We start from the raw sequence: 15,320 nt of genomic DNA on the forward strand, positions 1-15,320 counted from the left end.
GCGCCCGCATGACCACCTTCACCCGCGTCGACGACGCGCTGGGCGAGTTCACGCTGCGCCCGCTGGACCCGGACGCCGACGCCGCGCTGCTGCACCGCTGGGTCACCCATCCCAAGTCCGCGTTCTGGCTGATGCAGGACGCCGACGTGGACGCCGTCGCCGCCGAGTACCGGCGCATCGCCGACCATCCGCACCACGACGCGTACCTGGGTTCGTGGCGCGGCGCTCCGGCGTTCCTGGCCGAGCGGTACGACCCGGCCCGGGTGGAGCTGGTCGGCCTGTACGACCCGGAGCCCGGCGACGTGGGCATGCACTTCCTCTGCGCACCCGCCGACACGCCGGTGCACGGCTTCACCCGTGCCGTCATCACCACGGTGTTGGCCTGGCTGTTCGCCGACCCGGCGACGCGCCGGGTGGTGGTGGAGCCGGACGTGCGCAACACCGCCGTGCACGCGCTCAACGCGGCAGTCGGCTTCACAGTCGTCGGCCCGATCCGCAAGCCCGAGAAGGAGGCGCTGCTCAGCGTCTGCACGCGGGACCAGTTCCGGGCCGCCACCGGCGCGCCCGCAGGCGAGGAAGGGGCACCGGCGTGAACGCCAGCGCATCCGTGGACCACCTGACCCCCGAGGCGTGGGCGACGGCCAACCGGCTGCTGGTGCGCAAGGCGCTCGCCGAGTTCGCCCACGAGCGCCTGATCACCCCCGAGCCCGACGGCCCGGGACGGTGGCTGGTCCGCAGCGACGACGGCAGCGTCGAGTACCGGTTCGCCGCGCAGCGGCTGGCGCTGGACCACTGGGAGGTCGACGCGGACAGCATCGTGCGCCGCCGCGACGGCGCGGAGCTGCCGCCCGACGCCGTGGACCTGTGCATGGAGCTGCGCGGCGCGCTCGGCCTCACCGACGCGATCCTGCCGGTCTACCTGGAGGAGATCACCTCCACGCTGGCCGGGACCGCGTACAAGCTCGCGAAGCCCACACAGAGCGCCGCCGAGCTGGCCGCCGCCGACTTCCAGGCGATCGAGACCGGCATGACCGAGGGGCATCCCTGCTTCGTGGCCAACAACGGCCGCATCGGCTTCGGAGTGCACGAATACCACGCGTACGCCCCGGAGGCCGCCGCGCCGGTACGGCTGCTCTGGCTCGCCGCGCACCGCGACCACACCACGTTCACCTGCGCCGACGACCTGGACTACGACACGCTGGTCCGGGCCGAGCTGGGCGGGCAGACGATTGCCGGGTTCACCGCCACGCTCACCGGGCTGGGCCTGGACCCGGCCGACTACCTGTTCGTCCCGGTGCACCCGTGGCAGTGGTGGAACAAGCTCGCCGTCACGTTCGCCGGTGAGGTGGCCCGGCGCCGGCTGGTCTGCCTCGGCGAAGGGCCGGACGAGTACCTGGCGCAGCAGTCCATCCGGACCTTCTTCAACGTCACCGACCCCGCCAAGCACTACGTGAAGACCGCGCTGTCGGTGCTGAACATGGGCTTCATGCGCGGGTTGTCCGCCGCGTACATGGAGGCGACGCCCGCGATCAACGACTGGCTGGCCGGGCTGATCGAGGGCGACCCGGTGCTCAAGCGCACCGGACTGTCGATCATCCGGGAGCGGGCCGCCATCGGTTACCGGCACCGGCAGTACGAGGCGGCGACCGACAGGTACTCCCCGTACCGGAAGATGCTGGCGGCGCTCTGGCGGGAGAGCCCGGCACCAGGGCTGGAACCCGGGCGGCGGCTGGCCACCATGGCCTCGCTGCTGCACCTGGACCGGGACGGGCGGTCGCTCGCGGCCGCGCTGATCGACGAGTCGGGGCTGGCGCCGGCCGACTGGCTGCGCCGCTACCTGGACGCCTACCTGGTGCCGCTGCTGCACAGCCTGTACGCCCACGACCTGGCGTTCATGCCGCACGGCGAGAACGTCATCCTGGTGCTGCACGACGGCGTGGTCGAGCGGGTCGTCTTCAAGGACATCGCCGAGGAGATCGTGGTGATGAACCCGGAGGCGGACCTGCCGGAGCGGGTGCGGCGGATCCGGGCCGCGATCCCCGAGGACGAGAAGATCCTGTCCATCTTCACCGACGTGTTCGACTGCTTCCTGCGGCACCTGAGCGCCGCCCTGCACACCCGGGGCGTCCTCGACCAGGACGGGTTCTGGCGCACCGTCGCCGCATGCGCCGCCGGCTACGCCGCGACGGTGCCGCACCTGGCCGACCGGATGCGCCGGCACGACCTGTTCGCGCCGGAGTTCACGCTGTCCTGCCTCAACCGGCTCCAGCTGCGCAACAACCAGCAGATGGTGGACCTGTCCGACCCGTCCGCCGCGTTGCAGTTCGCCGGCACGCTGGTCAACCCGCTCGCCCCGTACGCACGGCGCGACTGACGGCATCACAGAAGCGGGCCGGCGCATCGCGCCGGCCCGCTTCCGTCGGTGGTGGGGACGATCAGTTCTCCGCGCGACCGGCCCGCCAGTAGCCCATGAACGCCACCGCGCGCCGGTCCATGCCCCGCTCGGTGACCAGGTGGCGGCGCAGGCCGCGGATCACCGCCGCCTCCCCGGCCAGCCAGGCGTAGAGCGCCGCGCCGTCGGGCCGCTCCGGCACCTCCCAGAGGATGTCCCGGTCCACGTCCACCTCGGTCAGCGGTGCGGCGGCCACCGCGACCGGTACCGGCACCAGCCGCCCGGCCAGGCTCGTCACGGCCGGGGTGAGCCGGCTGCCGTGCGGGGCGCCGTCGCGGGGCAGCCAGGTCACGGTGACGCCGGCCGGGGCCCGGCAGGGCAGCTCGTCACCGGTCTCCGGCACCTCCACCAGCGCGTGCCCGCGCGCCTCGGCGGGCAGCCGCTCCAGGATCGCGCAGATCGCCGGCGCGGCGGTCTCGTCGCCGGCCAGCAGCAGCGTCGCGCCGGCCGGCGGCTGGAACTCGACCCCGCCGTGCGGGCCGTCCCAGCCGGCGTCCGGGCCGACGACGGCGATCCGGTCGCCGAGACGCGCCCGCCGGGCCCACCGGGTGGCCGGGCCGCCGTCGCCGTGCAGCGCCATGTCCACGTCCACCTCGTACGCCTCCGGCCGGACGGCGCGGACCGTGTACGTGCGGATCGGGCTGCGCAGCGCGTCCGGCAGCTCACGCCACCGCGGGAACCAGTCCGGCCCGTCGGGCAGCTCCCCCGGCGCGCCGTCGACCGGCGGCAGGGCCAGCTTGATCCGCTGGTCGTACCCGTTGTCGGCGAACCGGTCCAGGTCCGGGCCGGTGAGCGTCACCCGCAGGAAGGACGGGCCGAGCCGGCGTAGCGCGCGGACCTCGACGGTGAAGACTCGCCAGGGCGCGACGGCCAGGGTGCTGGTCATGCGTCATTCCTCTCACGGCCGGTGGGGGCTGCGTCGGTGAACGGGCTAACGGGCGGCTGCCGCGGCGCGGGAACGCCACAGCAACCAGACGAAGTACGGGGTGCCGATCATGGCGGTGACCAGACCGGCGGGGACCTGGGCGGGAGCGATGACGCTGCGGCCGAGCGTGTCGGCGAGGCTGACCAGGGTGGCGCCGAGCAGCACCGCGACCGGCAGGACGCGGGTGTGCCGCCCGCCGACGAGCGCCCGGGCCGCGTGCGGCGCGACCAGGCCGACGAAGCCGATCACGCCGACCGCCGACACGGCGGTCGCGGTGAGCAGCGCCGCCAGGCCGAGCGCGACCAGCCGGGCACGTTCCAGCCGGACGCCGAGCACCCGGGGCGTGTCGTCGTCGAGCGCGAGCAGGTCCAGCTCGCGGCGCACGGCGGCGACCACCGGCAGCGCGATCAGCAGCGCGATCGCCACCGGCAGCACCTGCGGCGCGGTACGCCCGTAGGTGGAGCCGGACAGCCAGGTCAGCGCCTTGCCGGTGTTCCACGGGTCGGACGACACCACGATGAACGTGATGATCGCCGTACCGCCCTGCCAGACCGCGAACCCGATCAGCACCAGCCGGTCGGAGTTGAGCCCCCGCCGCCGGGCCAGGCCGTAGACCAGCGCGAACGCGACGACTGCGCCGAGACCGGCGGCGCCGGACAGGGCGAGCACGCCGGCCATCGGCGCGAACGTCAGCAGCGACACCGCGCCGATGCCGGCGCCGCCGGTGATGCCGAGGATGCCCGGTTCGGCCAGCGGGTTGCGGCACACCGCCTGCACGGTGGTGCCGGCCAGGGCCAGCGCGGCGCCGGCCAGCAGCGCCGCGGCGACCCGCGGCCAGCGGGCGTCCAGCACGAATGTGTACGCCGGTCCGGTGCGGCCCTGCACCCAGTTGACGATGTCCCCGAGCAGCACCCACGTGTCGCCGGCCAGCATGCCGAGCACCAGCGCGGCGGTGACGACCACCGCGCAGACCGCGACGACGGTGGCGACGAAGCCGCGGGAGCGGACTGCGGCGTGGCCGCCCGGCGCCTGCCGGGTCGGTCCGGCGTCGCGGTGGCGGCGGGCCAGCCAGACCAGCAGCACCGCGCCGAAGAGCGTGGTCACCACGCCGGTCGGCACGTCGACACCCGCCTGCCCGCCGAGCACGGCGCGCAGCAGCACGTCGGAGCCGAGCACGATGACCACGCCGACGATGCCGGACAGCGGCATCAGGATGCGGTGCCGGTGCACCTCGGGCACCCACCGGCCGAGCAGCCGGACGATCACCGGCGCGCCGAGGCCGACGAAGCCGATGGGGCCGGCCAGGGTGACCGCCGCGGCGGAGAGCAGCACGGCCAGCAGCACGACAGTCAGCCGGGTACGGCGCACGTTGAGCCCGAGCACGGTGGCGGTGTCGTCGCCGAGGGCCAGCAGGTCCAGCCGGTGCCCGAGGGCCACGAGCACCAGCGCGGCGACCCCGATCACGGGGGCGAGCTGGGTGAACGCGACCAGGTCGCCCTGCACGAGCGAACCGTTGCCCCAGGCGAACAGGCCGATGGTGGCCTGCTCGAACAGCAGCATGAGCAGCATGGTCAGCGAGGAGAGCGCCATCGCGGTGGCCGAGCCGGCGAGGATGAGCCGGGTGGTGGCGGCCTGACCGCCGGCCGAGAGCAGCATGACCAGGGAGGCGGCGGCGAGGCCGCCGCAGAACGCCAGCCCGCCCGCGGGCAGCGCGGGCAGCGCGATCCCGAACGCGGCGGTGGAGACGATCGCCAGGTGGGCGCCCGCGTTGACGGCGAGCGTGTCCGGCGAGGCGAGCGGGTTGCGGGTGGTCGACTGCAACGCCGCGCCGGCGAAGCCGAGCGCGACGCCGACGGCCAGGCCGGTGAGCAGCCGGGGCAGGCGGGAGGCGACGAGCACCCGGGCGGTCTCGTCGTCGCCGCCGGTGAGCAGCCGGAGCAGGTCCAGCGCCCCCACCGAGGAGGTGCCCTGGGTGAGATGCACCGCGGTGATCGCGACGAGCAGCGCGGCGGCGAGGGCGAACGCGCCGGCCACCCGGCTGCGCCGGGCGGGCGGCGGCCCGACCGGAGCCGGCCGGGTGGCCGGCCCCGGCGGGGCGGGGGCGGTCATCGCGCTCAAGCCGTGTAGACCTTGACCAGCTCGTCGATGTACTGCTTGGCGGACAGCGTGCCGCCGAAGGTCCAGATGCCGTTGGGCATCTTGTGCAGCTTGTTCTGCTGGACGAACGGCAGGGAACGCCAGATCGCGTTGCCGGCGAGGCCGTCGGCGAACACGTCGGTGCCGTCCGAGGCGTTGTAGAAGAAGTGCACGTCCTGGCCCTTGAGGACGGTCATGCCCTCGACGTCGGTCTGGCCCAGGCCCCACATCTCGTCGGTCTTGCCGGTCCAGGCGTTCTTGAGGCCGAGCTGGATGCCGAGCTGGGAGACGAGCGCGCCCTGGCCGAACATCCGGATCGAGACGGTGCTGCCCTCCTTCCAGCCGTCGGCGATGGCGAACTGCTTACCGGCCGCCCCGGCGTCGGCGATCTTCTTCTTGCCGTCGGCGATCGCGGCGTCGAAGTCGGCGAGCAGCTTGTCCGCCTGCGCGGTACGGCCGGTCGCGGTGGCGATCATCTTCAGGTCCGCGCGCATCCGGCCGATGTTGTCGGAGGCGTCGCTGCCCTTGGTGACCAGCACCGGGACGTACTTCTCCAGCTGGGTGACCACGGCGGAGCCGCGCTCGGCCTCCATCACCACGAGGTCCGGCTGGAGGGCGACGATGGAGTCGACGCTCGGCTCACCCCGGGTGCCGACGTCCTTGACGCCCGCGTCGAGCGGGGCGGCGGTCACCCAGGTGGCGTACCCCTTCGGGTCGGCCACGCCGACCGGCATCACGCCGAGGCCGACGAGCATCTCCACCTCGCCCCACTCCAGGCCGACGACCTTGGTGGCGGGGCTCTTGAGGGTGATGGTCTTGCCCCGGCTGTCGGTGACGGTGACCGGGCCGGTGGACGCGGCGTCGGAGGGGGACGGTGCGGCGGCGGGCTCCTCGGTGGTGCCGCAGCCGGCGATCAGCAGCGCGCTCGCCGCGGCGGCGGCGAGCAGGGTCAGACGGGTACGCAGCATCGGTTTCTCTTCTGTGTGCAGGAGTCGGTCAGGCGGAGACGCGGGTCGTGTGCCGGCCGACGGGACGAGTGGAGAGCAGGTTGGTGACCGGGTCGACGCTCACCTCGACGCGGATGCCGTACGCCTCGGTGAGCGCCTCCTCGGTGAACACCTCGTGCGGCGTGCCGGCGCCGCGGACCCGGCCTTCGTGCAGGAGCACCACCTGGTCGGCGACGGCGGCGGCCTGGTTGAGGTCGTGCAGCACCACACCGACGGCGACGCCGGCGGTGTCGGCGAGTTCGCGCATCAGGTCGAGGATCTCCACCTGGTAGCGCAGGTCCAGGAACGTGGTCGGCTCGTCCAGCAGCAGGATCGCGGTGTCCTGGGCCAGGCACGTGGCCAGCCAGACCCGTTGCAGCTCGCCGCCGGACAGCTCGTCGACCGGCCGGCCGGCCATGCCGTCGACGCCCGTCACCCGCATGGCCCGGTCGATCGCGGCCGGTCCGTCGAGGTCGTTCGCGCGCCACCGCTGCCGGTACGGGTGCCGGCCGTACCCGACCACGTCCCGCACCGTCACCCCGCTGGGGGTGGGGCGGCTCTGCGCGAGCAGCGTGACCCGGCGGGCGAAGTCCCGGGCGGACAGCGCCCGGGCCGGCGTGCCGTCGGCCAGCACGATCTCGCCGTGTTCCAGCGGGTGCAGGCGGGCCAGCCCGCGCAGCAGCGTCGACTTGCCGCTGCCGTTCGGGCCGACCAACGCGGTCACCGCCGCGGGCCGCAGCGTGATGGCGGCGTCGTGCACCACCGTCGTGCCGTGGTAGCCCAGCCGCAGGTCGCTGCCGCTCAAGCCGTCGGCTCGCACCGTTCTGCTCGTCACGGAGGTTAGGCTAACCTAATCAACGATCACGCTGTCAAGCCGGTCCTTCGGTCGGAATCGGCGACCCGCCGCGCATTGACACCGGTCGCGTGACGGGCGGTCACGTCGCGGTAGGCAGCGGCGACCCCGGCCAGCCCCCGGCCCAGCGCGGCGCCGCGCACCCCGGCGTACCCGATGACCAGCGCCGGTGGCCGGTCGTCGGCGCGCAGGGCGTAGAACCGGCCGCCGCGAACCAGCACGGACCGGCGCCGCGCGGCGGCCACCATGGACTCCTCAGCACACCAGCGGGGCAGCACCAGGTACGTCTGGAGGCCGCCACTGGCGTCGAGCGGCGCCACACCGGGCAGGTGGCGCGCGACGTGCTGGCGTACCGCCTGGCCGCGGCGCTGGAACTCGGCGCGCAGCCGGCGCAGGTGCCGGTCGAACGCGCCGGTGTCCACGAGCCGCGCGAAGGCGAGCTGGTCCAGCCCGGAGCAGCCGATGTCCCAGCCGGCCCGGACCCGCTCGATCGAGGCGGCCAGCCCGGTCGGCGCGGCCAGCCAGCCGAGCCGCAGCGCCGGGGCGAGGACCTTGCTGGCGCTGCCCGCGTAGACCACCCGGTCCGGGGCGACGCTCTGCAAGGCGGGCATCCGCTGCGCCGGTGCCACGAACGCGGCGTCGAAGTCGTCCTCGACGACGTACCCGTCCACTGCCCGCGCCCAGTCGAGCAGTTGCTCCCGGCGCCGCCGGCTCAGCGGAGCGCCGGTGGGGAACTGGCTGGCCGGGGTGGTGAGCACGGCGCGTACGCCGGTGGCGGCCAGCTCGTCGACGCGGATGCCCTCCCGGTCCACCGGCACGCTCACCGGCCGCAGCCCGGCGTCGGCGATGAACGCCCACTCCCCCGGGTGCCCGGGATCCTCGACGCCGATCGCCTCGTGTCCCTGGTCGCGCAGCACCCGGCAGAGCAGCGCCAGCCCCTGGGCGAAGCCGGACGTGATCATCAGGTGCTCGGGGCGGACACGGACGCCCCGGACCCGGCCGAGGTAGCCGGCGAGCGTGCGGCGGACCGGCGGCAGACCGGACGGCGGGGCGTAGCCCAGTTCCCGCGGCCCGGCCGAGCGGAGCACCGCGCCGACGCAGCGGATCCAGTCCTGGCGCGGGAACGTGGACACGTCGGTGCCGCCGGCGCGCAGGTCCCACACCTCCGGCGCGGGCGCCTCGTCGGCGGTGAGCGCGGAGGCGACACCGGCGCGCGCGGAGTCCGCCACCGAGGTGCCGGAGCCGCGCTGCGACGTCAGGTAGCCCTCGGCGCAGAGCTGTTCGTACGCCTCGACGACCACGGTCCGGGACACGCCGAGGTCAGTCGCGAGCTGCCGGGTCGACGGGACGCGCGTCCCGGGGCGCAGCGTGCCGTCGGTGATCCGGCCGCGCAGAGCGTTGCGGAGCTGCGCCGACAACGTTTCGCGCGCGTCGCCGTCAATTGACAGATTCAGATGCCACACCGATTGGTCCTCTCCCCGGTCACCGAAGTGGTATGGACAGCGGGAACCGCACTTGGTGAAAGTGTTTCCCGGGACCGCAACCCATTCCCGGCCGAACCCGGGGGGTGCCGCGCGTCCTTTTCAACGGGGGAAGTCCGATCTGTCACCGAACGCGGCCCAGCCGGTCCGCGTGGGGGCATCCGGGCTGCTCAAAGGGGGGTTCCACAGTGTCCTCATTGTCGACTGCGGTGGGTGCGGAAACCACAGACCACCGTTCGGAGACGCCGGGAGGCACGACGCCGGCCGACCGCATTCCGATTTCCGTGACCTCAATCACACTGCCGTCCATCAATCCGCTCGCGTTGTACACCGCATTGACACAAAGCCATGCCGCGCATGACGCGTACCTCTTCGAAAGCCTGGACGGGCCGGCCGCCGACCGGCAGGCCGCGGCGGTGGGCTGGGGCCGCCTCGCCGAGCTGCGGTTCCTGGCCGACAGGTGCGAGCTGACCGCCGCCGGGCCGCTGGGCGACGCGCTGCGCGCGGTGGTCACCGCCGTCCTCGGCGCGCCGGCCCGGCAGCGCGACACCACGTCCGCCTGGCACGTGCCCGGCCCGGCGCAGCTCTGGTCGGTGGTCCGCGCCGTGCAGCGGGCCTTCACCGTCGAGACGCCCGTGCCGGCCGGCCGGTTCGCCTTCGGTTTCCTCACCACCCTGGCGTACGAGGCCGCCCGCGACATGGACGAGCTGACCCTGGACCGGGCCGACGACGGCCTCCCCCGGTGCGCGCTGACACTGTTCCGGCACACCGTCTGGTGGGACCTTCGCGCCGGGACGGCGCACCAGCTGCACGCCACCGGCCCGCACCTGCCGCCGCAGCCGGCGCCGCCGGTGACGCGGCTGCTCACCGGCGTGCCCGCCGACCAGCCGCCGCCACCCGCGCCCACGCCGGAACGGGTGCGCGACACCGTCGACGAGGAGACGTTCGCCGAGCGGGTGCGGCGGTGCCTGCGGCACATCCGGGTCGGCGACAGCTACCAGGTGCAGATCGGCCACCGCATCGAGGTGGAGACCACCCTCACCCCGCTGGACGTCTACCGGCGCCTGCGGCACCGCAGCCCGTCGCCGTACATGTACCTGGCGCCCTGGGCCGGGCGCACGGTGATCGGCGCCAGCCCGGAGCTGTTCCTGCGCCTGGACGGCGACCGGCTGTCGATGCGCCCGATCGCCGGCACCGCCGCCCGCTCGGCCGACCCGCTGACCGACCGCCGCCGGGTGGCCGAGCTGCGGGCCAGCGAGAAGGAGCGCGCCGAGCACGTCATGCTCGTCGACCTGTGCCGCAACGACATCGGCCGGGTCTGCGAGCCGGGCACGCTGTCGGTGGACGCGATGCTCGACGTCGAGCCGTTCGCGTACGTGCACCACCTGGTCTCCACCGTGTCCGGCCGCCTCGACGACGGCGCGGACGTGTGGGCGGCGGTCCGCGCCGCGTTCCCGGCCGGCACCATGACCGGCGCGCCGAAGCTGCGGTCGATGGAGATCATCGACGGGCTGGAGGCGGAGCCCCGGGGCATCTACGCGGGCGCCATCGGCCTGGTCGACGTCCGCGGGTTCGCGGTGCTCGCGCTCTGCATCCGCACCGTCGTGCACGACGGGCACCGCTACCACACCCAGGCGTCCGCCGGGGTGGTCGCCGACTCCACACCGGCCGCCGAGTGGCGGGAGACGCTGGCCAAGATGAGCGCCGCCTACTGGGCCCTGACCGGCGAGGAGCTACTGCCGTGAAGGTCCTGCTCGTCGACGCGTACGACAGCTTCACCCACATCATCGACCAGTACCTGCGCACGCTCGGCGCGCGGACGGTGGTGGTCCGGTCCCGCGCGCGCAGCCCCCGGCACCTCGCCGCGCTGCGCCCCGACGCGGTGGTGCTCGGCCCCGGGCCCGGCCACCCCGGCGACTCCGGCCACGTCGAGCTGGTCCACGCGTTCGCCGGGCGGGTGCCGCTGCTCGGCGTCTGCCTCGGCCACCAGGCGATCGGCCTGGCGTACGGCGGCACGATCGCTGTGGCCCGGCACCTGATGCACGGCAAGACCAGCGAGGTCACGCACGACGGCCGCGGGGTGTACGCCGGGGCGCCGGCGCCGCTGACGGTCACCCGCTACCACTCGCTCATCGTCGCCGACCCGGTGCCGTCCCCGCTGGAGGTGACCGCCCGCTCCGGCGACGACGGCTACGTGATGGGCCTGCGCCACCGCACGCTCGCCGTCGAGGGGGTGCAGTTCCATCCGGAGAGCGTGACCACCCAGGACGGGCTGCGGTTGTTCGACAACTTCCTGCGCGGCGTACCGGCGGCGCTGCCGGTCGCCGGCTGAGCGGCGGAGACGGATCATGTCCGGGTCCGTACCCCCGCTCGCCGTGGTCACCGGCGGGGCCGGCGGCATCGGCCGGGCAGTCACCGCGGCGCTCACCCGCGCCGGTCACCGGGTGCTCAGCGTCGACCGCGAGCCGGCCGCCGACCCGTCCGCGTACGCGGCGCTCGTCGCCGACCTGGCCGTGCCGGATCAGGCGCAGCGGCTGCTGGACGACGTGCACGAGCGGCACGGCCTGCCCGCCGTGCTGGTGAACAACGCCGGCGTCTACCCGGCCCGGGACTTCCTCGACTACGACCCGCGCACGTACGCCGAGGTGCTGGACACGAACCTCGGCGCGACGTTCTTCGGCACGCTCGCGTACGCCCGGGCGCTGGTGGCCGCCGGACGTCCGGGCACCGTGGTCAACGTCGCCTCGATCAGTGGCCGGATCGGCAGCCCGGACGCCGCGTACGGCGCCTCGAAGGGCGCTGTCGTCGCGCTCACCCGCAGCCTCGGCCGGGCGCTCGCCGCGCACCGCATCCGGGTCAACGCGGTCGCCCCCGGGCTGGTCGAGACGCCGATGGCCGCCCGGATCCCGGCGGCCCGCCGGGACGACTACCGGGCCCGTATCCCGGCCGGCCGCTTCGGCGCCCCGGACGAGATCGCCGCCGCCGTCGCCTGGCTGGCCGGCCCGGACAGCAGCTACGTCACCGCCTCCGTGCTGGACGTCGACGGCGGCCTGCACTGACGCACACCGAGAGGACCCCGATCCATGTGGCTTCCCACCACCGGCCCGGCGGCCGGTTTCGCCGCCGACTACCTGCGTCTGCACCGCGCGTTCTACGACCGCACGCTCACCGCCGAGCAGCTCGGTGACTGGCGGGACCGGCAGCTGCGCCGGGTGCTCGACCAGGTCGGCACCGGCTCGCCGTTCTACGCCCGGCACCTCGCCGGGATCGACCTGTCCACGATCACCCCGGCCACGCTCGACCGGCTGCCCTTCACCACGAAGGCGCACCTGCGCGAGGAGATGCTCGACGTGCTCAGCCGCCCGCTGGCCGAGGCCGTCTTCTTCTACGAGACCACCGGCACCACCGGGCCCGCCACGCCCTGCCCCCGCGACGGCCGCGAAGTGGTGGCCAGCAACGCCCACGTCACCGAGTCCTGGGCGTCGATCTTCCGCCACCACTTCGGCGACCACGCGCCCCGCGTGGGGCTCATGGGCCCGACCGAGGTGCACTCGTTCGGCGACACGCTCGGCGACGTGGCCCGCAACACCGGCGCGATGAACGCGAAGATCTGGCCGTACTCGCCGGTGATCGGGTTCGCCAAGGCCCTCCAGCTGATGCGGGACCTGGAACTTGAGGTGATCTGCTGCACGCCGGGCGTGGCGCTGATGCTGGCCAAGGCCGCCGAGCACCACGGCTACCGGCTGCGCGAGGACTTCGCGGTCAAGCTGCTGTTCGTCACCGGCGAGATGTGCACGCCGGCGCTGGCGCACAACCTGGAGTCGGTCTGGGGCGCTGACGTCTACAACATCCTGTACGGCTCGCAGGAGGCGTTCGTGATCGCCACCGCCTGCCGCAACAAGCGGATGCACCTGTCCCAGACCAACTACCTGATCGAGGTGGTCGACCCGGAGACGGGCGCGTCGCACGGCCCGCGCGGCACCGGCGAGCTCACGGTGACCATGCTCGTCGACGGCGTGAAGCCGCTGATCCGCTACCGCACCGGCGACGCGGTGGTGGTCGGCGCGTCGGACTGCGACTGCGAGATGCCCGGCGACCTGGTGCAGATCGTCGGGCGCACGCTCGACCGCATCGACCTGGGCGGGCAGCGCCGTACCGCCGGGCAGATCGAGAGCGCGGTGCTCACCGGCGTCACCGGCTCGGCCGGCTACCAGGTGGTGATCGACCACGACCCGGCCGGCGGCGACCGGCTCACCGTCCGGCTGGAGCTGCTCAAGGACCTGGTGGACGACCCGGCCGCGGTGGCCGGCGGGGTGCGCCGGCGTGCCGCCGCCGCGCTCGGCGTGCCGGTGGAGGTCGAGCTGAGCGACGGGCTGGACCCGATCGTCAGCACCGGCGCGTTCGTGAGCTGGAAGGCCGCACGGATCGTGGACCGGCGGGTCGCCGACGACCACGAGACCCGGGTGGCCCGGCGGATGGCGGGCAGGCGTGGCTACGACACCTGACACCGCAGCCGCCGCGCCGGTGCCCGCGCTGCCCGGCCTGCTCGCCGGGGCGTACGGACGGCGGTGGCGGACGGTGGTGGACCGGTGGGCGGACCACCCCGGCACGGCGGTGGCCACGCTCGGGCCGGCCGGCACGTCCAGCCACCTGACCGCCGCGTTCCTGGCCGAGCGGCACGCGCTGCGCATCGAGCTGTGCGACACATTCGACGAGGTGCTCGGCGCGCTCGTGGAACGCCGCGTCGACCAGGCGCTGGTGCCCAGCGCGTACCAGGGCGCCACCCGCTTCCACTGGCACCGCGACCTGCGCCTGGACGCCTACTTCGCGCAGGCCACCCCGGAGTACGGCATCGCGGCGCGGGAACGGGACGCGCACCCGGGCGACGGCGAGGTCACTGTGGCCGCGCTCTGGGAGGTCCGGCGGATCTTCGCCGACCTGGCCCCGCCCGCGCTGCGCGACCGTCCGATGCGGTGGCTCGACGCCGAGTCCACCCAGCACGCCGCCGAGCTGCTCGCCGCCGGGGCCGCCGACCTCGCGGTGACGAACGCCCCGGGGGTACGCCGGCACGCGCTGCGCTGGGTGGTCCGCCGCCCCGGCGCGGAGATCGTCTGGCTGCTCTTCGGCCACCGCCGACCGCACCTTCGAGGAGAACCGGAGTGACAGCCGTGTCCCGACGAACCTTGCTGCACCGCGCCACCGTCCAGGAAGGGCTGGGGGTGGCGTCCCGGCCGCACCACAGCGTGCTGCTCGACGGGGAGCGGATCGTCGCGGTGCTGCCCGAGGCGCAGGCCCCGCTGCACGACCCGGACGTCGACGTGCTGGACCTGGACGGGCGGACCGTGATGCCCGGCATGACGCTCGGCCACACCCACATCGCCTACCTGAACGTGCTCGACGGCCGGGAGACGCTGTTCAAGCACTCGATCCCGGAGGTGACGCTGGGCGCGGCGGCGAACGCGGCGGCCATGCTCCGGCTGGGCTACACCGCGTTCGTCGGCGCCGGCTCGGTGGCCGGCATCGACATGGCGCTGCGCCGGGCGATCGACGCCGGACGGCTGCCCGGCCCGCGGATCACGCCGTGCAGCCGGGACCTGATGGTCTCCGGGCCGCCGCAGCGGCGCAACCCGGCGGTCAAGCAGCGCATCCCCACCGACCTGATGCGGCTGGCCAACACACCGGAGGAACTGGTCGAGTACGTCGACACCGAGGTCGCCCAGGGCGCGGAGATCATCAAGGTGTTCTCCACCGGCGACGACACGTTCCCCAACGGCCGCTCGCACGAGCTGCTGTTCACCGCCGAGGAACTGGTGATCGCGGCCCGCGCCGCACACGAGCGGGGGGTACGGATCCGGGCGCACTCACGCGGGCTGGGCGGCATCCGCAACGCCATCGCCGCCGGGGTGGACGTGATCGACCACGCCACGTACGCCGACGACGCGGCGCTGGAGGCGATCGCCGAACGCGGCATCTTCGTGGTGCCGAGCCTGCACCAGCCGCACCGGCTGCTCACCACAGGCACCGCGCACGGCAAGACCCCGGAGTACCTGGAGACGCTGGAGTTCCAGGCCGAGGTGGAGAACACGCTGCGGATCCTGCCGCTGATGGTGGAGATGGGCATCCCGATCGTGGCCGGGGACGACTTCGGGTTCGCCTGGACCCCGCACGGCCGGTACGCCGAGGAGCTCGAGACGTACGTGAGCATGGCCGGCATCCCCGCACCGACGGTGCTGACCTGGGCCACCGCCAACGGCGCGCGACTGGCCGGGCGTGGCGGCGAGGCCGGGACGGTGCAGCCGGGCCGGCTGGCCGACCTGGTGGTCACCGACGGCGACCCGGCGCGGGACATCACGGTGCTGGGGCGGCCCGAGGCGATCGAGATGGTGCTGCTGGGCGGGCGGGTGGTCGCCGGGGACGCCGCCGCCTACCGGGACCGCCGGCCGGCCGGGGTCGCCTGATGCGGCCGGCCGCGCGGGCCCGGATTGGC

General features: G+C 74.2%; 13 protein-coding genes. 8 read left to right on the forward strand and 5 right to left on the reverse strand.

What is annotated here, in order from left to right; all coding sequences use genetic code 11:
* The first annotated feature begins 8 nt into the window (after positions 1-8).
* Together FHX31_RS17215 and FHX31_RS17220 are read left to right on the forward strand one after the other, a co-directional pair.
* A complete protein-coding gene (locus FHX31_RS17215) occupies positions 9-593 on the forward strand; it encodes a GNAT family N-acetyltransferase (protein ID WP_184977806.1) in 585 nt (194 codons plus the stop codon).
* Positions 590-2,374 (forward strand): IucA/IucC family protein, encoded by a 1,785-nt coding sequence (locus FHX31_RS17220; RefSeq protein ID WP_184976766.1) that lies wholly within the window; start codon positions 590-592, stop codon positions 2,372-2,374. The genes FHX31_RS17215 and FHX31_RS17220 overlap by 4 nt, the downstream gene beginning before the upstream one ends.
* Before the next feature lie 61 nt (positions 2,375-2,435).
* Here the strand turns inward: FHX31_RS17220 and FHX31_RS17225 are convergent, their stop codons facing one another.
* The 5 genes from FHX31_RS17225 to pdxR are packed head-to-tail and all read right to left on the reverse strand — an operon-like array spanning position 2,436 to position 8,815.
* Positions 2,436-3,338, reverse strand: coding sequence for a siderophore-interacting protein (locus FHX31_RS17225; RefSeq protein ID WP_091328699.1), 903 nt, complete (start codon positions 3,336-3,338; stop codon positions 2,436-2,438).
* 45 nt (positions 3,339-3,383) lie between these two features.
* Positions 3,384-5,486, reverse strand: coding sequence for an iron ABC transporter permease (locus FHX31_RS17230; protein WP_013285757.1), 2,103 nt, complete (start codon positions 5,484-5,486; stop codon positions 3,384-3,386).
* Positions 5,487-5,491: 5 nt separating this feature from the next.
* Entirely contained in the window at positions 5,492-6,481 is a 990-nt protein-coding gene (locus FHX31_RS17235; RefSeq protein ID WP_184976767.1) for an ABC transporter substrate-binding protein, read from the reverse strand.
* Between the two features lie 28 nt (positions 6,482-6,509).
* On the reverse strand, positions 6,510-7,319 hold the full coding sequence (locus FHX31_RS17240; protein WP_013285755.1) for an ABC transporter ATP-binding protein: 810 nt from the start codon (positions 7,317-7,319) through the stop codon (positions 6,510-6,512).
* A gap of 41 nt (positions 7,320-7,360) precedes the next feature.
* Entirely contained in the window at positions 7,361-8,815 is a 1,455-nt protein-coding gene (gene pdxR, locus FHX31_RS17245) for a MocR-like pyridoxine biosynthesis transcription factor PdxR (RefSeq protein WP_184976768.1), read from the reverse strand.
* Between the two features lie 302 nt (positions 8,816-9,117).
* On the opposite strand from pdxR, the gene FHX31_RS17250 reads away from it, so the two are divergent.
* The 6 genes from FHX31_RS17250 to FHX31_RS17275 are packed head-to-tail and all read left to right on the forward strand — an operon-like array spanning position 9,118 to position 15,291.
* Complete coding sequence (locus FHX31_RS17250; protein WP_486481682.1) at positions 9,118-10,578, forward strand: anthranilate synthase component I family protein; 1,461 nt, start codon at positions 9,118-9,120, stop codon at positions 10,576-10,578.
* On the forward strand, positions 10,575-11,165 hold the full coding sequence (locus tag FHX31_RS17255; RefSeq protein ID WP_184976770.1) for an anthranilate synthase component II: 591 nt from the start codon (positions 10,575-10,577) through the stop codon (positions 11,163-11,165). The genes FHX31_RS17250 and FHX31_RS17255 overlap by 4 nt, the downstream gene beginning before the upstream one ends.
* A 16-nt stretch (positions 11,166-11,181) precedes the next feature.
* The gene (locus FHX31_RS17260) at positions 11,182-11,892 is read left to right on the forward strand and encodes an SDR family NAD(P)-dependent oxidoreductase (protein WP_013285752.1); all 711 of its coding nucleotides are present in this window, start codon (positions 11,182-11,184) and stop codon (positions 11,890-11,892) included.
* Positions 11,893-11,916: 24 nt separating this feature from the next.
* Positions 11,917-13,338 carry a phenylacetate--CoA ligase family protein gene (locus FHX31_RS17265; protein WP_114920120.1) on the forward strand — a complete coding sequence of 474 codons (1,422 nt, stop codon included), beginning with the start codon at positions 11,917-11,919 and terminating at the stop codon, positions 13,336-13,338.
* Positions 13,322-13,996: a prephenate dehydratase gene (locus tag FHX31_RS17270; protein WP_225319513.1), complete on the forward strand. Its 675-nt coding sequence runs from the start codon at positions 13,322-13,324 to the stop codon at positions 13,994-13,996. The genes FHX31_RS17265 and FHX31_RS17270 overlap by 17 nt, the downstream gene beginning before the upstream one ends.
* A 5-nt stretch (positions 13,997-14,001) precedes the next feature.
* Entirely contained in the window at positions 14,002-15,291 is a 1,290-nt protein-coding gene (locus FHX31_RS17275) for an amidohydrolase family protein (RefSeq protein WP_240638113.1), read from the forward strand.
* The last annotated feature ends 29 nt before the right edge of the window (positions 15,292-15,320 follow it).

This window comes from Micromonospora sp. CNZ286, from assembly GCF_014207755.1.